The sequence below is a fragment of the Vibrio harveyi NBRC 15634 = ATCC 14126 = KCTC 12724 genome (assembly GCF_001591145.1).
Lineage (GTDB): Bacteria > Pseudomonadota > Gammaproteobacteria > Enterobacterales > Vibrionaceae > Vibrio > Vibrio harveyi.
In genome coordinates this window covers 1-19,501 of record NZ_BCUF01000067.1, presented here as the reverse complement: position 1 = coordinate 19,501, position 19,501 = coordinate 1, and the positions used below count along the sequence as shown (strand labels likewise).

Here is a 19,501-nt window from a genome sequence, read left to right as displayed (position 1 = left end):
AACAGCAACAGCAACAGCAACAGCAACAGCAACAGCAACAGCAACAGCAACAGCAACAGCAACAGCAACAGCAACAGCAACAGCAACAAAAGTCTCAAAATGAGGCTAAGAAAGAGCAAGGACAACAGTCACAAAATCAGCAAGAATCTGAAAATAAAAAAGAAAAGCAGAAAGCCGAGCAGCAACGCGCTAAACAAGGAAAAGAGAAACTGGATGAGCAGAAAGGTCAGCCAATGCAGGCTCAAGCTCAACCAGAGAAAACGCATCAGGATGACCCTGAGTTCCGACGCTTAGAAGCGGTGGAAAGTGCTCGTGACCCAAGCTTCCTGATTCGTGCTCAAATGCAGTTGCAAGCTCAACAAAAACAACCTCCACAACAATCAAATAAGGAGTGGTAAGTCCATGATGAAAAAAGGCGCAAAACTGGTCTTTGTTCTAATGGCCAGCCTACTAACTAGCTTTTCGGTTTTTGCTCAAAGCCTTCAAGCCAGCGTAAATAAGACTCAGGTGGCTAAAAACGAAGTGATCAACCTTAGGATCATGGCAGACACAGAGCTAGGCTCAGATGCGATTAACTTTGATGCTCTGAAAGATGATTTCTTTTTGGGTCAACCGCGTTATGGTCGCTCGAGTAATAACATCAATGGTCATAAAACCGTTCGCACTGAATGGAGTATTTCAATTGCTCCAATGAAAGAAGGTGTCGTGACCATCCCTAGCTTCTCTGCTGATGGAATGACAACAGAGCCTATCAAACTGCGCGTCACCAAAGATCAAACAGAACCAGACATGGATGAACTGTTTAGTTTCAACATGGACGTGGATAACCATACGCTTTATCCCCAGCAGTCTACGACGGTGCGAATGCAGTTAGTCATAAAGGCAGATCCTCGTCGCCTTGATAACCCTCAAATCCTCCCACCAAGTATTGAAGGGATGAAAATCGAGCCAGCAAGCGATGCCAAACAAGGTCGTCGCGTCATAGATGGACTTGAAGTTACGGTGTTAGAGCAGTCATTCCACATTACTGCGGATCAACCAGGCACTTATACGCTTAACGGCCCTAAGCTGACTGGTTCATATATCTATGGGGACAGCTTAACTGGCTCAACCAAGATCATGCCAATCAACACAAAAACAGAGCAAATGACAATTACCGTCAAGCCAATTCCAAAAGACTTCAAAGGAAACTGGCTGCCTGCAAGTGCGTTAGAAATGACACAGAGCTGGCAAGATGATCAGGGTAATCCTCTGTCTGTGAATAAGATAAACACTGTGAAGCAAGGTTCTTCTATCACTCGTACGATTCGCATTCGAGCACATGGTACTCAAGCGGAATACTTGCCACGTATTGGTATTATTTACCCAAGTACATTACGTGTTTACCCTGAACAACCACAGTTTGAAACCTCGCGCGATGGCACAGTGACGATGACCGTCAAACAAGTGCTAATCCCTACCGAGGCAGGCAGCCTGACACTTCCGGGGTATTCTGTAAATTGGTGGGATAGCAATCGAGATCAAGAGAGAAAAGCAGAGATCACCCAGCTCAAATTGAATGTCGAAAAAAGTGATAGTGGTTTAATTACCTTGCCAGAAAGTGCGTTACCAACGCAACCTGCAGCTACTTCGGCACCCACTGCGCCAAGTGGTGTAGATTCAATTTGGCAAACACTCACTTTCGTATTCGGCGTATTGTGGCTTGTCACTTCTGCTATCGCGTTTGGACTATGGAAAACACGCGCAACTCAACAAACAGAAAAGGCCGTAAGCGCGCGTCAGGGTTCTCCAATTCAAGATTTAGAGCGCACCATCAAACAAGGTGACAGCGTGATGATTGAAAGAGCAGTTAATGACTACCTAAACACCCATCATAGCAGCAGCGAATCTGACGCAGTAAGAGCGGTGAAAGAGGAGTTAGCCGTTATGAACCAATCTCGCTTTAGTGCGACACAACAAGTGTGGAAAGCAGAAACTCTACTCGTCAAACTTAAACAACTGGCGAAAGAGAAGCACACTAAATCTAGCCACCAGCTAGAAAAGTTGTAATCTCCTTCATCTTACTAACGCAAAATGGCAGCTCAATCAGAGCTGCCATTTTTGTATTTTGGTGATCTTAAGCAACGATTTGATCCGGCGTGTCGAACATACGAACACAATTTCGACCGCTATTTTTCGCCTGATAAAGCGCTTTATCTGAAAGTTGATAAAGGTGATCAAAATTAAAATCTTTTCCTTGAGTTTGATAACAGGAATAACCGACAGAAACCGTAAGCAATTCACCTTCTGGGTTGTGACAATGCTTGATTCCTTCATCCTCGATACAACGTCGAATACACTCCGCACGTAGCCTAACCTCTTCTTGGTCAGACCCGATCATCAGAAGGACAAACTCCTCACCACCAATGCGACAAAACACTTCGTCTTCATCTTTGGTATGATGCTCAAGAATATTGCCAATTCTCATTAAGGCAATATCCCCTTCTAAGTGCCCATAATGGTTGTTAAACAAACCAAAATGGTCAATATCGATCAGAATAAGACCGAAAGGCATCACCTCATTATGTTCGATATAACAGTACTTTTGCATCACATGCTCTAACATGCGGCGGTTGCCCAAACGTGTTAGCGGATCAAGTTTGGACAAAACCTCCAATTGTCGATTCGCTTCTTCCAGCTCTTTTGTTCGATTCTTGACTTCAAGCTCTAGGTTCTCATTGAGCTCTCTAATCGCTTCCTGCGCTTGCGTTCTTTGCAGCACTTCAGCAAGGCTTGAAGCAAACATTCGAATCACTTCACGTAGCTGAGATGTCAACGGTGCACGGGTAAGAAGGTTATCCACGGCGATAAAAGCGATAGGACCGCTGCTATTCGATGTCAGCACTGTCATGGCAGCCCAACCGAACCCTACAATGTTACAGTCATGGTAAATAGGTACCGATTCTTCAAAGGCGACCTCATTTGGCATCGAGCGAGCTAAATTGATCAAAGAGAAGTCTTGCGTCTCACCAAAAAAGTAAGATTCATCAACCACATTCCCTTGAATGTCGGTTCCCCACGTTCCTTGCATATAAGAGCAATTTTCATCGGTTAAGAACACGGCCATACGGTCAATGCCAAGGTTCTTAATTGCAAACGTCACCGCAGATTTACAGACATCACTCACGGTCGTACAACGTGATAGTTCAACCATACTGGAGTGCAGCATACGCACATTTTGCTCTTGGCGTTTTCGGATAAAAATTTGAGAGAAAAGCGAACCAAAAGACTCCAGCATTTGCTTTTGGTAAGCGGTAATCGGTTTACGGTGAATGAAGTTGTCCAACGCAAACCAGCCAAACGGCTCATTCCCATCGCGTAAAATCAACATCGCGTTCCATCCCTGCCCGACAACTTTGCCTGCGGTATATATAGGGGCATCTTCAACGATGACCAGATTGCGCTCTATGCTCGACAAAGCGGCGATGTACTCTTCACTCAATTGGTGAAGATCATACTGAGTGTGGAACTCGTCAATAGTAGTACCCGACTCATCTGTACCGTACGTGCCACTGAAACTGCGCTTTTTCATATCAAGCAGCATCAAGGTTGAGCGATCAAAGCCTAGACGCTCACGCAGTGCCTCTACTGCTTTTATATACAGATCTTTCAAAGAGTCTGGGTTGGAAATTTCTAAAGCGACTTGTTGTACGAGCTTCATATTTTCGATGAACCGTTCACGTTGGCTGAGTTCATCAACATATTGAGCTTCTCGTACATCGCGGTGCTTCATCTCAAGCGACGCGTGTTTTTCAGCTCGAATGCACTGCCAACGAGCTGCAGCGAGCTGCATAGCGTCGTAGCTTTCTTCGTAAATATTGTGAGCTGATCGGGCTTGAACGTTTTGTACTAGTAGATAGGTGCGCTTAATCGGTGTGTTATCGAGCATCATGATGTAGCTGTCGCCACCCAGATCTTGAATGTGTTCCCAATTGCAGGTGTTGATCGCAAGGGGAATAATACTTTCTGAGGTATCAAACTGGCTTGCCCAATCCCAAAAAGCTTCTGGATACTGACGAATTGGAAATAAGTCACCACGGGAAAAAAGAATGGTCCCGGCTGGATTAGTCAGCGGATCGTCGAAAATCGCTATCGCGCTGGGGGAAAAGTGCTGTTCTAGATGCTCGAAGATGGCTTCCGCCAAGAGCCTATGATCTCTCGTCGAAGAGACTGTTCTTGTAAAACTTTTTAAACTCACCTGACCAACCTAATCTACTTTTTTATTTTCGATAAAAAACTACTTAGGTGTAGATATGCAATCAATGGAATCCAAGTTGAGCTGTTAAGTCTTTCGCAAAAAATATTAACTTAATTTCACATTCGAGAACCTTTCAACATTTTTAGACAGGTGTTTCATCAGAATTACATACTGCAAAAAAAATGAGCAAAAATGAATCAACATGAGCATTGCTAATAATGATAGGCAGTCACACCCAAAATAAAAAAAGCCCCTCACTAGGAGGGGCAAGAGTACCATCGCTTATAGTTATTAACGTATATGCTTGTAAATACTGTAATTAACCAAAGTCACCGTTTACATAACCTTGGGTGCGGTCGTCTTTTGGATCGCTAAAGATAACTTGTGTATCGTCATGCTCAACCAATTCGCCCATTAGGAAGAACGCTGTACGATCTGAGATACGACGCGCCTGCTGCATTGAGTGCGTTACGATCACGATGGTGTAGTTCTTCTTCAACTCTTCCATCAATTCTTCGATTTTGTGGGTCGCAATCGGGTCAAGTGCTGATGTTGGCTCATCCATTAGAATCACATCAGGCTCCATCGCGATTGTACGTGCAATACATAGACGCTGCTGCTGACCGCCAGATAGACCAAACGCGTGAGACTTAAGACGGTCTTTTACTTCATCCCAAAGTGCTGCACCACGCAGAGATCGCTCCACGACTTCATCGATGTGCTTTTTGTCTTTGATGCCTTGAGCTCGCAGACCGTACGCCACGTTTTCATAGATACTCATTGGGAATGGGTTTGGCTTCTGGAATACCATACCAACCTTAATACGAAGGTCAGCAACATCGATATTGCCGTAAATATCTTCACCGTCCATTGCCAACTTACCCGTAATCTTCACGCCTTCAATCAGGTCATTCATGCGGTTCAAGCAACGTAGCAATGTTGATTTACCACAACCTGAAGGACCGATAAGCGCCGTCACTTGGCGTACTGGGATTGGTAAGTTGATTGATTTCAGTGCTTGGTTGTCACCGTAAAACAGATCTAGGTTTTCAATATCAAACTTGTTCATTTTCTTAATCTCTTAAATCTTGAATTCGTGTCTTTTAACGTGCGTTCTTAATTCGTTTTGTTAGTAAGTTGCGGTGTTAAAACGTCGTGCGATAAGTTTTGTAAACATGTTGATCAGTAGAACAACAACAATCAGAACTGTCGCGGTACCGTAAGCCTGATTCCATTCTTCAATGGTAAACAGTTCGGTAGTCAGTTTGTATAGGTGAACGGTTAACGTACGACCTGAATCCAATAGAGAATCCGGAATACGTGCAACCATGCCTGCTGTCAGGAATACTGGAGCAGACTCACCAATGACACGACCAATACTTAGAATGACCGAGGTTAAGATACCTGGCATTGCGCTTGGAAGAATTAAACGCCAGATAGTGTAAATCTTAGAAGCACCCAGACCGTAAGAACCTTCACGGTATGTTTGCGGTACTGCCATCAACGCCTCTTCCGTAGTACGGATGATCACTGGCAGGATAAGGATACTTAGCGTTAGGGCACCTGATAGAATCGAGAAGCCAAGACCAAGAATTGCCACAAAGAAAGTCATACCGAATAGACCGAAGATGATCGACGGGATACCCGCCAATGACTCAGTACAGAATCGGATAATCTTCACTAAACGACTGCCAACTTTCGCGTATTCGGTCAAGTAGATTGCTGTCATGATACCGAGTGGAGCAGCCACTGCGATAGATGCGATAACCATGTAAATTGTCGCCACAATCATTGGGAAGATGCCCTGCTCTTCACCTGTACGCGTATAGTTATCAGTAATGAAGTTCCAATCTACATGTTGTAGACCGTTTGATAGGATGTACCAGATAATCCAGAACAAAAAACCTACCGTCAGTGCTGCCGAGATCCAGACAAATGCGCTAAAGACATTATCTTTGAACTGGCGTGCTTTTTTAAGTTTTGCGCGATCCATAATAGTCACCTTTAACGAGCGATTACTTCGCTTTTTCTCGGTTTAGGTAAAGTAGTACAGCGTTCAACGACATGATGAAAACAAGAAGTACCACACCTGTAGCGTAAAGTGCGTTTGCGTGAACACCACTTGCGTAAGACATTTCAATAGCGATGTTTGCCGTTAGCGTACGAGCCGAATCCAAGATGCCTTCTGGCATAGCTGGCGCGTTACCCATAACCATAATGATCGCCATGGTCTCACCCAACGCACGACCGATACCCAGAATCACACCTGTCATGATGCCTGAGCGAGCCGCTGGAACGAGCAATTTAAAGATGGTGTAGATTTTAGATGCGCCTAGCGCCAAAGAACCTTCTTTGTAAGTACGAGGAACCGCGCGGATAGACGTTTCAGAAACCGTAATTACCGTTGGTAGAATCATCACACCAAGAACGATGATACCTGCAAGGATAGTGTTACCCGCTGGCACATCAAAAACGTTTTGAATCAGTGGAACGATAATAACTAGACCAAAGAAACCGTAAACGACGGAAGGGATACCTGCGAGCAGTTCTACTGCCGGGCGAATAATGTCCGCCAAGCGCTTTGGTGCGATTTCCGCGATAAAGATAGCAGTCAAAACACCAATTGGAACACCCACTAAAACCGCGCCAGCTGTCGATACGATAGAAGCGACGATCATAGTGGCAACACCGTATAGTGCAGGTGGTAACCAGTTTTGACCTAGGACAATGCCCGAGACGCCCGCTTCTTGGAATGCTGGGATACTCTCTCGAACGATGAAGTATGCGATAACTGCTAATGATACGATGCCGATAACAGCACTCGTTAGGAACAAGCCGTGGAAGATGCGTTCTCTCCAATCGACGCGGCGTTTTTCGCGTAAACCTGGCTTGCTGATCGCTTTAGCGTCAGTAGTCATAAGCTTTTCACTATTTGTTGCGATGGTCATAAAAATCTCACGGTTCTTGGCAATGCCGTTGAACACAATGGATAGAAAAGGCTCAGCCCGAAACGTTGGGCTGAGCAAACTTTAGAGTCCCGATAGGATTAGTTAACTGAGATGTAACCTTTTTGGTCAACTAGCGCTTGCGCTTCGTCAGTTAGCATCCAGTCTAGGAATTTTTGAGTTTCAGCAGATGGCTTGCCTTCTTTGTAAAGGACAAGGAAAGGACGAGCAACTTTGTAAGAACCGTTCTTCACATTGTCTACCGATGCTTCGATACCATCGATTGGAAGTGCGTTTACAGAGCCATCAACAGTACCAAGAGAAATGTAGCCGATTGCGTATGGGTTAGAAGCAACCATAGTCTTCAGTGCACCGTTACCGTTAGCAACTTGAGCGCGTTGAGAGATTGCAGATACTTTCTTACCAGAAATTTTCATTTTTAGAGACATGATGTCTTCGAATGCGCCACGAGTACCAGAAGCCGTATCACGAGTGATTGCTACGATTGGCTTATCTGCACCGCCAACATCTTTCCAGTTTGTCACTTCGCCTTTGTAGATAGCAGTAACTTGCTCAGCCGTTAGACCTGATAGTTTGTTTTGTGGGTTTACAACAACTGCGATACCGTCTAGAGCGACTGTCTCTTCTTTTAGAGCAGGCTCTTTCTCAGAGTCTTTTAGGTTACGAGAAGACATACCTAAGTCTGCAGAACCGTTTTTCGCTGCTTTAACACCAGCAGATGAACCAGGACCTTGAACTTCGATAAATACGTTCGGGTTTGTCTTCATGTATGTTTCAGAGAAAACTTCCATCAGTGGAGTTACGCTGCTAGAACCCACTGCAGAGATAGTTTCTTTAGCAGAAACAGGAGTCACTGCCATTGCGCCTAGAAGTGCGATTGCACCGATTACTGTCTTTTTCATCACAATTTCCTTTAAGTGGCCTTATTGCCGTTGTGTTTCACTTGAACGGTGCTCACTTTAGAATCCAAATATGACAGTTGTGTTTCACTTAGTTGAAGCCTCTATGACACGTTGTCATTTCTGCTTAATAAATCAGCAATCAAACTTTATTTACTTTCGAGCTCAAAATACTTTGACTGCTTTTTGTAATAGCAAAATGCCAACTACATCGCTTTTAATATATTTCATAACAAATAAACATTGTTAAATGATTGATATATCGAGACTAATGATTAGAATCGTTACGCTTTACTTACAAAAATGATAATAGTTACAATCTTTAGAGGGTCAATCATGCGTCAATTACTTAGTGCGCTGTCTATTAAGCTACAGGTTTTCGTGCCCGTACTTTTCACTGTCATACTTCTCATCGTAGGTTTGAGCGTAGGCATAGGAAAATTAGAGCAAGCGTTCGATAAAGTTACGGTTTCAACAAATAACCTTATCGTGCACAAAGAAGAACTGAGCTCAATCGTAGACAACACTTATGCCATGCGCATTAAGGCTATCTACAGTCTTTTCAGGGCTGAAGATGTCAAAACACTTAACCAAGAATTACAACGACGTCAGGCGACAAACCAAGAATTTTTAAACTCAATCGATCAAATTGAAGGTATTCATGCAGAGGTAAATGCCATGCGTGAGGCGATGAACCACTATGTGGATTTCACTCGAGTCACCATGACACCTCTGTTAAATACCAAGCATTCATCGGACTACACAACATCGGATTTTGACCGAGAATACGAAACCGCAATGGGCAAATACCGCCTCGCTGGTGAGGCAATGATCAATGCCATTGACAGCTTGTCTAAAAAGCTCAATCAAATCGTAACGGATGAAGTAGAAGAAAACGGAGTATTGCACTCTAATACGCTAACCTACAGCACCATCTCGCTGGTCATCATCCTTTCTATTGCTTCATTAATCAGTTGGCTGCTGGCAAGCTATATTGTTGCGCCTATTCGTAATCTGCAACAAACCATGAGAGAAGTAGCAAAAGGCAACTTGCTTGTAGAAGCAGAAGAAGTAGGTAAAAACGAAGTATCCGAATTGGCGAGTGACGTTAACCAAACGATCCATCAGCTTCGTGGCACCGTCGATTCTCTAGTACGAATCAGTGAAGATGTCGCTTCGGCGTCTACTGAACTTGCGACAGTCATGACACAAAGCAGCGCAAACTCTGATCAAGAAAAACAAGAAGTAGAACAAGTCGCTTCTGCAATTAATCAACTTGAATCTACCGCTGCGGAAGTGTCAACTAACGCACAGCAAGCGGATAGCGCGTCTAATGAAGCGACGAAATTAACTTCACAAAGTTTGAGCATGTTTGAGGAAAGCACGCGTGCAAGTACTAAGATGGCAGATCAACTCAACGAAGCTGCCCACGTAGTGACATCACTAAAAGACCAGTCGGAACAGATTGGTAAAGTGATTGAGGTAATTGAAAGTATCTCTGAACAAACCAACCTGTTGGCACTCAATGCCGCTATTGAAGCAGCACGCGCAGGTGAAAGTGGTCGTGGATTTGCCGTAGTTGCAGATGAAGTACGTATGCTTGCAGCAAGAACTCAAGAATCGACCAAAGAGATCCAAACCATCATTGAAGAGCTACAACAACAGTCTGGTCAGGCAAACGAAAGCATGCATTCAAGCTTAGCCATGCTAGAAGACAACCAGGCGCTTGCTGCAGAAGTAAGCCGTTCTCTGAGCGACATCAACAGCGCGATTTCTGACTTGAACGCGATCAATACTCAAGTCGCAACCGCTTCAGAAGAACAGAAACAAGTCACCTCTGACATCAACAACAACTTAAGCACTATTTATGAGTTGGTCAGCCAGAACGTAACGGGTATCACCCAATCAGCCGCTGCAGCGCAAGAGTTGTCTGGTTTGGCAGAAAATCAGAAACACCAGCTTAAGCAGTTCCAAATCTAAGCGTTCGACTCAACGCATAATTTACACACGAGAAAACAAAAAGCTCCGCAATCGCGGAGCTTTTTATAAACAACAAAACTATAAGTCTTTGTTGATATAATGATTATTACTCATCCGTCACTAACAATACAGTAGCTTTGAAGGCTGAATTTAACGGCTTTCGATTAAAAATCTCACCATTAGTCGTGTCAAAAGTTGCAACATGCTCACCGTCGCCATTAGGTGTGTTACTCCACACATAAATCCCTAGAACATCATCTCCACCTTTCAAACTATAGCCGCTAACAAACCCTGTACCATTCATAGCTGGACTGTGGCAAGCTCGCTCAGTTAGAGATACCAGCTCTTTGATATTTGCTAGTCGCCAGTTTTTTTTGCCAGCAAAATTGTGAAGAGGATGGTTGCCGTCCTTATTACGAATTTGTTTTGCTGTGGAGAGAGCTAATTGCCATGACATTGTAGATCGCGTCCCCTGACATTCTTGATTTCCTACATTCCATGTCATACCGACTGGACAGCGCATCCATGTTAGACCTGTTTTCAGATCAGTTACGGTACCGTTCTCAGAATATGTATAACGCGTGTTAGGTGCCGTTTTAGAAAAGTCAGTAGAACACTCTTGTGCAGCCATTCCAGTTTGAGAAACCAAAGCAAGAGATAGTACAGTTATTAATTTCTTCATCTTATTGCCCCTTAACTGCGACTAGACGGATTGGGAATTGGTAAGAATCATCAGCACCTACACTTGTGTTGCTTGAGCGAATCTCGACGTATGAAATAGTTCCTCTTTCTACGCCCCGAGAGACAATCGCAGGGAAATAAACCTCACCATCAATGAGCTGTGATGATGCATTCGTAAACTTAAAGTCGCTATGCCAAAACGCACCATATTCTAAATAAGGACTACCTATGGTTTGCTGTGGGAAGTATTTAACATTAAAACCATAGACGTTGTATGGCGCATATTCGTCGTTCGGAGCAAACAGTGTTTGTTCACCAAAGTCTAGTAAGTCATAAGTCTCACGGTAAGTCGGCAAACGCCAACTAGCAATTCCACATAACGACTGCTTGTTCGTGTACTCAACGTATTGGCTTGTTGTACAAACTTCATCACCCGCGTCTTTACAACTTGCAAGATCGACATCTTTGCTAAATGGTTTAAATGTTTCAGACTCAAACGCAAATAGGCGGTCTTTAAATTGAATTGAGTTAGAATCCCCACTCTTGTTTTCCCAAACTAGACCAGTACGCTCATCCAAGGTACAAGACCACTCTGACGCATCATCAGCCAAAGCTGTACCTTTCGCATCAAGCTTGACAAATTTAAGTCCTGATCCTGTTGTTGTTTGCTTGTCGGTTTTATCGAAGCCATAAGAAGCATCCTGACCTGGGTAATCTAGCGGTTCTTTCGCAACACCAGAAGTTCCTTCAGCGAAAAACAACACGACACCGGTGTCGTTACGACCTATAGTCTGATCAGCAAGTTCACTAATTTCTTTAGCCAACGATGCGATTTGAGCATCAGATAGCGACTCTGAGACAAGCGCTTTACTTTGGTAGCTAAGATTCTGAGAAAGGAGAGCAACACCTTGCTTCATTTGCTCCGGCTTCATACTTTTTAGTACGGCAGCCGTATTTTGTTCGAGTGTGCTTAGCTCGCTTGCCGTTGCACTTGACATCACGGAACCAGACAAAGAAACGCCCGCACCAGCCAATTGCGTTTTTACAATTTCTTCCGACTGAGCAAGCGTTTTACCATCTACAACTAAGCCTGAAATTAGGCTTGTGACACCATTAAGCGTGTTGCCTGTCGCTAGGTTTTGACCTGGAGCACTTACTCGAAGTGTTTGATTTGAGCCCTGATCAACTTCAGCAAGAATCGTGCTAGTCAAAATGTTTTTGTCGCTTGATGTCAGGGTGAACTTACCAGCATTATCACTTTTTGTACTAGGTTCAGATGAATCACAAACGTAGTTTTGGTTTAAGTCGATACACACAAGGGTATCCAGCAATGTGCCTTGGGCTGCAATCGTACCCGCTAGGTTGTATGTCGGAGCGGCTGAGTCACCACCAGAACCGCCGCCACAGCCAGCAAGGGCGAACGATATAGCAATGAAAGAATATTGAAACTTCATAAATATTATCTTCTTTTGATTAATAATTTGTGGTTTAACGAGAGCGAACCACTCTCACCATTGAAAGCAGTAACAGACCAAACAATGCGAAAGGTGAACCACTACCACCCGAGCCACCATTACTGTTTTCATTAGTGGTATCAGCACGACACTGATACTGAGCAAAGTGACTCACACCCCACTCTTTCAACACCCCAGCGTTTCCAGACACGCGATCCGAAATCTCGAGACGCCAAGTACCCCAACTCGGTTCGCCAACGAGTTCTTTTAACTCGTCATCGTACTGAGCTGTAAAGTAACCATTAAATCCATTTGAATTACTTGTTTGATGACTAAGCAGCACAGCAGTCTTGCCCTGAGGCGATACCAACGTCACTTGTAGATCTTGAAGAGACTCATGTTCAATATTTAGGTAAACAGCAAACGAATCATCAATCTTTAGAGACCTATCAGATAAAGTTTGCGAAAAGAGCCTGTCACCTTGTTCTGGTAACGCTGAATTCAGAGCTTGAGGTTTGATGTCTAATTTAGGTACACCGTTAACCAGCTTGATACTTTCTGTCCATTGGTGAGTTTTTAGATCTTCACCAAATCGATAATCGAGCGCGATAGAAGAGTCAAATTGAGTCCCACAAGTAACCCCCTGCGGTAAAGCAACCTGCATAGATGTAGAATCCGAAAGCGTCTGATCAATATCGAACACCGACTTACCATCGAGTTGCCATTGACCTTTAATCGTCGCGATTCGACCGTTCTGAGCAATGCTAACTCCGACATCTTTACCAACTTGGATGTAACGCGCGTCATAACGCGCACGAAATGGTGCTTTCAACAAATTGTGTTTGTTAAAGCTATCCGTCAAAAATTGCGCATACTCTTTATTTGGAAACAGTGTTTTTGCCGCAAAAACTGTAGATTCTGCAAGGTCATGCATTTTCACGCCACGTCCTATACCATACATGCCCTCCAACACAATGCTATCGAACTCACGAAAGACCTTATCTGTACCGTCCCCATAACGCATAACCGAGGTTTTTAACGCTTGGAAAAGTGGCGTAGACCAAAGCTCATCACCATTCTCCCCTCCTACACTTATATGAGCTGGGTACTCTGCACCTTCAAAATATCGAGCACGCTGGTTCCATAAGCTTCTTGTCCCTCGACGAACGCCGAACATCCCGTCCCAATTAAAGACAGTATCAATCTCAAATTCTTGCCCACGGCGGGTGGCATCTTGATATTGTGTTCGATAGCTAGCGCTTCCTGCCCAATAATCGGCAAAGCCTTCGGCTATCGCACCGGTATGACCGTATGCCCAATCAGGAACGATTTGATAGTGAACACCATGCCCGAATTCATGTAGCACAACGTCAGCATCAACAGCATCAGGAGACACACCACCGACGCCAAGCATCAAAGCGCGTGGACCGTAGTAATAAGTAGAGTTATCTTTTGCTAGACCTCGACCATCAAAACGCAAAGGAGCATTAAAGAGATCATAATTAATACTCCTTAGGTACTGAATCGAGTTATCAAGGTGGTAAAACGCCATTAACTGTGGAAACGCATTATCTCCAAACTTCGTTTGCTGCATTTGTTCAATGCTGTCAAAAGACTGGAGACCTTCGGCAGGTAAAAAATTCGTTGTATCGCGCTCAGGCCCTGCACCAGGGGCTGTCACTGCTAACAACGCCGTGGCGTCAACTTGTTTTACCCGACTGTTCGATAGGTAAAACTTACCACCAGACTGGAGAACTTGGACCGATTTGGTGACATACTCGATTGATCTTGGATAATCCGATAGAGAAGACCACGCAGACTCTGGCGCAGGCTGTTGCTGCATAGTACGCAAATCAGGATTGAACAGTGATACATCCACATCCACCATATGACCGGTGCTAAGTGCTGGCGGTTCTTGCGCTTCTAGCTGTCGAGGTGTTTCCATCTCAGCTGCAACCGTCGGTTTGCCATTGCGGATGATGGTGTCCTCGAGGCTCTTAAATACTCGAACCACATGGTGCTCTTTGTCCGTTGTTACCACTACTGTTCTTTGAGCTTGGTATTCTCCTTTAACCCAAACATCAAAGTTGTAATGCTCACCGAGCCGAGATTGCGTTTTGTAACGGAACTTAAATTCACCTGCATTCGCGTAATTACTATCTAAATAAGTCTTCGCTTCGGCTTCATTATTCACTACAGAGTTCGTTATGGGGTAGTCCCACTCTGCGGCCTGTACCGAAAAGGTACAGGCAACAACAAGTGAAAGCGCTAATGGTTTTAGCTTCATGATTTCGTCCTAGAATTCGTATTTCACGTTAAGTGTGACGTAGCGTCCTGGTTCAGTTGAGTAACGTTTGCTTTCCTCAGCGATACCAGCAACGTCTTGGTAGCGGATGTATTCTTTGTCGAGAAGGTTGACGATGTTTGCGCTCAAGCGCAGGTCTTTTGTCACTCGGTAGGTAGCACCGATATCAAAAGTATTCCATGCGCTCGTCTGAGCACACTCTGTAGCTAGACCGAGTGAAGTCTGACATTTCGGCACTCGATCCATGGCCGCGGCCCAATTCCAAGCGACATAAGCCCCTAACTTTTGACTCATGTAATCAAGCTGAACATTACCTTCAAAGGGAGTGATACTTCGAACGTAGTCACCATCAGCATCTTTACCATCGACATATCCAAACTTGGTGTTGATATTCCAGTTTCTGGTAAATGCATAACCCGCAGAAACCTCAGCACCGTAAGTCTCTACCCCATCAAGGTTTTGGTACTGCTTGATGAAATTACCCGAGTTGGAGTCAAACCCTGTTGTTACAACATCGATGAAGTTGTCATACTTGTTGTAGAAAGCAGCCACAAACAAATGCACGTGACCGTTATCGAACTTATTACCAATTTCAAAAGAATCAGAGGTTTCAGCTTTGAGGTCTAGATTAGGTGCAATAACAAAAGGAGTTAGTGGTACAAAATCATGATTTACGAAGCCATACGCTTTATCGTATTCAGGAGCGCGATAACCGTGGTTGTACGAGACATAAACGATGTCGTTAGCAAACACTTCACGAGAAACCGACAAGCTTGGCGATACTTCCGAACTATCAATGTCTTTAAGAGCAAAACCACCAATCTCACCTTTTCCATCTGGTGTTAGTCGGTGCGCATCGAATCGCAATCCGCCCGTAATGGTCCACTTATCTAACTCCACCATATCTCGGACATATAGACCAAAATTATAAGATCGAGCTGGGGCGAAAGGTTGCTTTATAGAAGGTGTAATACCATTCCAATCAATCTTAGAATCACTGTCTTTGCGCTCGTAATAATCTGTCGATAGCTCGACACCATAAGCAAGCTGGTGCTCAGTGTTTATCGCGTTAATTGTGTGTGTGAAATCTCCTCGGAATCCCATCGTTTCATCAATAAACTTCTTGTGTTCAAGCTCACGACGTCTAACAGTCAAACCATTGTGGTCTGTCTGTCGCATCAAACGATTTGTATCTTCAACCACTTCGGTATGGCGCCAGTAAACTTTGGCATCGAGTTCTTCAAACCAAGTAGGTTCAAGAGGCGTCATTTCCACACCAACGTAAGCACTGTATTCTTCGGAAGCTTCATCCTCATCAAATGTTTCGATATCCCAGCGCCCGTCAGGTTGAATCGATGGGGAACCTTCTAAACGCTTTTGGTTCTGGGTGTAAAGTTCTGCTCGTGCTTTCAACATCAATTCATCGCTGTAGAAATGATTGATCGTGTATGCACCGCTATAACCATCAAGATCTCGGTTATACAGGTCTTCATCAAAGTTTCGAGTTTCTTGTCCTTGCCAGTAAGCTACATTGAAGAGACTTTCCGTATTGCCAGAACGAAATGCTAAGTTACTTGTCGCTTTGTACTTCTTGCTGATATCGGTAAACGTTCCAGATGCATCCACATAAAAGTCTTTATTCTTTAGGAACTCACCCGGTTGTTTCGATTTCAGGATAACAGCACCACCAATGGCTCCAGAGCCATGAATAGATGAGCTCGCTCCTTTGATGATCTCCAACGAACCAAAATTTGATAAATCAAAAGTATCTCGTCCTACCGCATCGTTAATATCATTTGCGCCAAATCCGTCCGCAGAGCGAATACCGTCACGCATGATCATAATTCGGTTACCCGTCATACCTCGGATAGTAATGTTTTGAGGACGACCAGCTCCTCCAGTCACACTTACTCCAGGTTCGTTACGTAGTGCATCATAAAGTTCGGTTTCTCCCCGCGACTCAATTTCGTCGCCAGTAACAACCACAACACTGCCCGCGACTTTCGATAATGGTTGTTCAATTTTATTAGCAGTTACAACTACCTCTTCCATAGAGAAAACGTTAGATTCGGCGTGCACTTGACTGGCAGCAAGTACCGATAGTACTGCCGCTGACACTGGGGTAAGCTTCATTTACTGCTCCGCTTCAGATTTTTTGATTAGTGATAATAAAAATGCATATTCCTTTGCTTGTTGCTCCCTAGCCTGCCTTGGGTCCATGCGGTGACCTGAGTTAAAGTCCGTTTGCAACAAATAAGGTCCTGTCGATTCACTAGTCGACGAAATTTTGGCGAGATATTTAGCACCTTCCCAGTAAGGCACACGTTGGTCGTTCAGTCCGACTTGAACCAACATGGGTGGGTAAGCGTCTTTATAGATATTGAGGATAGGGTCGTAAGCTTGCATGATAGTGCGTTGCTCAGGGATGGTCGGATTCCCCCACTCACCATATTGTTGAGCCGTTAATGGCAATGATTGGTCAGACATGCTTGCTACAACATCAACGAATGGTACTTTTAGCACAGCACCAGCAAACAAATCAGGTTTTTGGTTGATTGCGCCAGCAACCAAAGTGCCGCCAGCGCTTGAACCGAGTGCATAAACATCACGTTTACCACCTTTGAAGTGTTTTAGTGCTTGAGCGACAGCAGTAAAGTCATTGATAGAATTAGCTTTAAGAAGACCACGCCCCTGTTCATGCCACTCGCTGCCAAAGTAGCCACCACCACGGACATGCGCAATTGCATAAATAACGCCTTGGTCAAGCAAGCTTACCGTTTGAGGCATAAAGTATGGTTTCATCGTAAAGCCGTAAGCGCCATAACCATAAAGGACGACAGGAGCGTTATCAGAAAACGTATCTTTTCGGTAAGCAAGCGACACGGGTACTTCTATACCGTGGTTTTCAACCATAATACGCTTGGATACGTAGTTTTCGCTTGAGAAGTTGTTGTAAGTATCCTGAGATAAGTCAGATTTCACCAGCGTTTCGACATCGAACTCTTCCCAGAGTGGAGGCGTTATCATTGACATACTGCGAATGCGGAGCTTGTTTGACTGGTAATCTCCGAGTGTACTCAGCCAAGCCACTCGCCCTTCAGTTTCCAAAGGAAGTGATTTTTTAGCCTGACCATCGTATGAGTACACAGTCATCGTCGTAGCATTTTCCCTCTTAGCTAATGCCACAAGTCCCGCATCATAAAGATAAAACTGCTCAATACCGCCTTCTGCACTCACAAAAGGGTGCCACTTAGATGCAGGCGATTGCAGTTTAGTATCAGAGACTTTCATCTCAAACAGCTCAAAGCTGCCGTTAAGATTACTGTTGATGAATATGGTGCCCTTAGCGACATCCGCATAATACTCAACACCAAGTTCAGGCTTACGTAACGAAGCCGTTAATTTTCCTGAATCCAAATCCAGCAATTTTTGCTCTGTCGCAGAATCATTATTGCTTTGTACTAGCGCATAACGAGCATCAGCAGACGGATAAAATGACATTAACCAGTCATTTTTATTCTCTTGCCAAATAACTTTGCTTTCACGCGTCTGAGTATCGATTTGAATAATTCGGTATGGGCGTTGTGTTTTCGCTTCTTTCGCTACGGCATAAGCAAACTTTCCATTGCCTGATAACAACACATTGTCATCAACATTCTCGGTCAGTTCTGTCGTCTGGTTGTTGGAGACATTCACGAGTACAGCACGATATTGTTCGCTGCCATCAACATCCTCAGTGAACAATAGCAAAGAACCTTGCATGCGCCACTGACCGACTTGGTAGTATTGGTGTTGATTCTGTCGAGATGAAAAATCGTAAACAACTTTTTCTTTCGCAGTTTTGCTTGGACGAGACAGTAGAATGTAATTGCCTTCACGACGAGTCAGGTTCCATTCTTGCCCATTACTGATACTCCAAGGCTTGTCACCTTTCTCTGCCGTCATCAAATCCCATTTATCTAATAGATTTTGAGTAATATCACTGTAACCTTTTTGATAGCCCTCTGTTGCTTGGTTTTGCTTCTTGAGGTAAGCAATGACTCGTTGATCTTGACGTGAGTCATCTCTCAGCCAATTAAAATCATCAGCAGCAAAGCTAGGTAAAGAGGTAACGAAAAGCCCCAAAAAAACATGACTAAATTTCATATAAAAGGCACAGATATTTATAGAATTAATGATATCGACGTATTCTGCCCTTAAATGAAAATGAGATCAATTATCATTACGGAATTTATTTGGTATTTTTATCTAATTACAAAATGCAAACGTTTAAATGTTAGGCAAATGCACTAAGTGGAATAGTATTTACTGGAGAAGTAATCTGTAAGAAAGAGACAAACCTTACGGTAGCGTCTCCTAATACAGAGGCAATACCGCAAAGCTTTCAAATATCAGGTCACAGGAAAGCAAGACTCAATTTGAAAAGATGTGTCGTTACAACCCAAATTAGAGCGAGGAAGCCAACAAAATAAAGTGAGGAAACAACAATGGATTTTATCAACTCTCCCATCTGTGATTTCTCAGTAATCATGAGTTCCTCCACGATACATAACCAGAGCACAGCTTATTACTGCCATACAGAGAAACGAAAACATCTCAACGAACAAAGTTGTTTGTTCCCACCCTAGTTCTCGACATTGTTGCTCGGTAAGGGTCATGTCTATTTCTTCTAACCATTGATCTTTTTGTTGCTGAATATCTTGCTGCTGCATATCGTATTCTCCTCTTCACACCCCGCTCATGCTAAGCAAAAAATCCGTTCAGAAAAATCAACGTATCTTTAACCCACGTTTAGAATAAATAAACATAAAGCTTATACCCAAGTAACCTCGAGATGCTTGGTTCAGCGAGGATGACTTGGTTTGTAGGCGCGGCGGCGATTTAAAGGTTTAGTGGGTCTAAATCAAAAATCGACAACAAAGTATACAAGCCGAGGTCCTTACTATTTACAAAGAGTGCCCTTCGGGAGCGTGTCATTG

The 19,501-nt window shown here is 44.0% G+C and carries 13 protein-coding genes and 1 pseudogene; 3 read left to right on the top strand and 11 right to left on the bottom strand.

Annotation, left to right across the window (positions count from 1 at the left end):
• Both VHA02S_RS22655 and VHA02S_RS22650 read left to right on the top strand, forming a co-directional pair.
• Positions 1-398: pseudogene (locus VHA02S_RS22655) on the top strand (hypothetical protein); the annotation flags it as partial.
• Between the two features lie 4 nt (positions 399-402).
• Positions 403-2,049, top strand: coding sequence for a BatD family protein (locus VHA02S_RS22650; RefSeq protein WP_009697866.1), 1,647 nt, complete (start codon positions 403-405; stop codon positions 2,047-2,049).
• Positions 2,050-2,116: 67 nt separating this feature from the next.
• Here the strand turns inward: VHA02S_RS22650 and VHA02S_RS22645 are convergent, their stop codons facing one another.
• The 5 genes from VHA02S_RS22645 to VHA02S_RS22625 form a co-directional block, all read right to left on the bottom strand.
• Positions 2,117-4,183, bottom strand: a complete 2,067-nt coding sequence (locus VHA02S_RS22645; protein WP_038899360.1) for a sensor domain-containing diguanylate cyclase — start codon at positions 4,181-4,183, stop codon at positions 2,117-2,119.
• Positions 4,184-4,556: 373 nt separating this feature from the next.
• The gene (gene pstB, locus VHA02S_RS22640; protein ID WP_005452851.1) at positions 4,557-5,306 is read right to left on the bottom strand and encodes a phosphate ABC transporter ATP-binding protein PstB; all 750 of its coding nucleotides are present in this window, start codon (positions 5,304-5,306) and stop codon (positions 4,557-4,559) included.
• A 60-nt stretch (positions 5,307-5,366) separates the two neighbouring features.
• Entirely contained in the window at positions 5,367-6,230 is an 864-nt protein-coding gene (gene pstA / locus VHA02S_RS22635) for a phosphate ABC transporter permease PstA (protein ID WP_009697868.1), read from the bottom strand.
• Between the two features lie 22 nt (positions 6,231-6,252).
• Positions 6,253-7,185, bottom strand: coding sequence for a phosphate ABC transporter permease subunit PstC (gene pstC / locus VHA02S_RS22630; RefSeq protein ID WP_005452855.1), 933 nt, complete (start codon positions 7,183-7,185; stop codon positions 6,253-6,255).
• A gap of 98 nt (positions 7,186-7,283) precedes the next feature.
• Positions 7,284-8,105, bottom strand: a complete 822-nt coding sequence (locus VHA02S_RS22625; protein ID WP_038899359.1) for a phosphate ABC transporter substrate-binding protein — start codon at positions 8,103-8,105, stop codon at positions 7,284-7,286.
• Positions 8,106-8,438: 333 nt separating this feature from the next.
• On the opposite strand from VHA02S_RS22625, the gene VHA02S_RS22620 reads away from it, so the two are divergent.
• On the top strand, positions 8,439-10,082 hold the full coding sequence (locus VHA02S_RS22620; RefSeq protein WP_009697869.1) for a methyl-accepting chemotaxis protein: 1,644 nt from the start codon (positions 8,439-8,441) through the stop codon (positions 10,080-10,082).
• 106 nt (positions 10,083-10,188) lie between these two features.
• Here VHA02S_RS22620 and VHA02S_RS22615 read toward each other — a convergent pair whose 3' ends face one another.
• The 6 genes from VHA02S_RS22615 to VHA02S_RS22590 form a co-directional block, all read right to left on the bottom strand.
• Positions 10,189-10,764, bottom strand: coding sequence for an Lcl C-terminal domain-containing protein (locus VHA02S_RS22615; protein WP_005452860.1), 576 nt, complete (start codon positions 10,762-10,764; stop codon positions 10,189-10,191).
• A gap of 1 nt (position 10,765) precedes the next feature.
• Complete coding sequence (locus tag VHA02S_RS22610; protein ID WP_038899358.1) at positions 10,766-12,217, bottom strand: Lcl domain-containing protein; 1,452 nt, start codon at positions 12,215-12,217, stop codon at positions 10,766-10,768.
• Positions 12,218-12,251: 34 nt separating this feature from the next.
• Positions 12,252-14,504, bottom strand: coding sequence for a proprotein convertase P-domain-containing protein (locus tag VHA02S_RS22605; RefSeq protein ID WP_038899357.1), 2,253 nt, complete (start codon positions 14,502-14,504; stop codon positions 12,252-12,254).
• Between the two features lie 9 nt (positions 14,505-14,513).
• The gene (locus tag VHA02S_RS22600; protein ID WP_038899356.1) at positions 14,514-16,655 is read right to left on the bottom strand and encodes a TonB-dependent hemoglobin/transferrin/lactoferrin family receptor; all 2,142 of its coding nucleotides are present in this window, start codon (positions 16,653-16,655) and stop codon (positions 14,514-14,516) included.
• The gene (locus VHA02S_RS22595) at positions 16,656-18,668 is read right to left on the bottom strand and encodes a prolyl oligopeptidase family serine peptidase (protein WP_038899355.1); all 2,013 of its coding nucleotides are present in this window, start codon (positions 18,666-18,668) and stop codon (positions 16,656-16,658) included.
• Between the two features lie 374 nt (positions 18,669-19,042).
• Complete coding sequence (locus VHA02S_RS22590) at positions 19,043-19,234, bottom strand: hypothetical protein (RefSeq protein ID WP_005452866.1); 192 nt, start codon at positions 19,232-19,234, stop codon at positions 19,043-19,045.
• Between the last annotated feature and the right edge of the window lie 267 nt (positions 19,235-19,501).

Coding starts and splice junctions, on each gene's coding strand:
- VHA02S_RS22605 (WP_038899357.1), bottom strand. CDS start 14,504: ATGAAGCTAAAACCATTAGCGCTTTCACTTGTTGTTGCCTGTACCTTT.
- VHA02S_RS22620 (WP_009697869.1), top strand. CDS start 8,439: ATGCGTCAATTACTTAGTGCGCTGTCTATTAAGCTACAGGTTTTCGTG.
- VHA02S_RS22625 (WP_038899359.1), bottom strand. CDS start 8,105: ATGAAAAAGACAGTAATCGGTGCAATCGCACTTCTAGGCGCAATGGCA.
- VHA02S_RS22610 (WP_038899358.1), bottom strand. CDS start 12,217: ATGAAGTTTCAATATTCTTTCATTGCTATATCGTTCGCCCTTGCTGGC.
- pstB (WP_005452851.1), bottom strand. CDS start 5,306: ATGAACAAGTTTGATATTGAAAACCTAGATCTGTTTTACGGTGACAAC.
- pstA (WP_009697868.1), bottom strand. CDS start 6,230: ATGGATCGCGCAAAACTTAAAAAAGCACGCCAGTTCAAAGATAATGTC.
- pstC (WP_005452855.1), bottom strand. CDS start 7,185: ATGACCATCGCAACAAATAGTGAAAAGCTTATGACTACTGACGCTAAA.
- VHA02S_RS22615 (WP_005452860.1), bottom strand. CDS start 10,764: ATGAAGAAATTAATAACTGTACTATCTCTTGCTTTGGTTTCTCAAACT.
- VHA02S_RS22595 (WP_038899355.1), bottom strand. CDS start 18,668: ATGAAATTTAGTCATGTTTTTTTGGGGCTTTTCGTTACCTCTTTACCT.
- VHA02S_RS22600 (WP_038899356.1), bottom strand. CDS start 16,655: ATGAAGCTTACCCCAGTGTCAGCGGCAGTACTATCGGTACTTGCTGCC.
- VHA02S_RS22590 (WP_005452866.1), bottom strand. CDS start 19,234: ATGCAGCAGCAAGATATTCAGCAACAAAAAGATCAATGGTTAGAAGAA.
- VHA02S_RS22650 (WP_009697866.1), top strand. CDS start 403: ATGATGAAAAAAGGCGCAAAACTGGTCTTTGTTCTAATGGCCAGCCTA.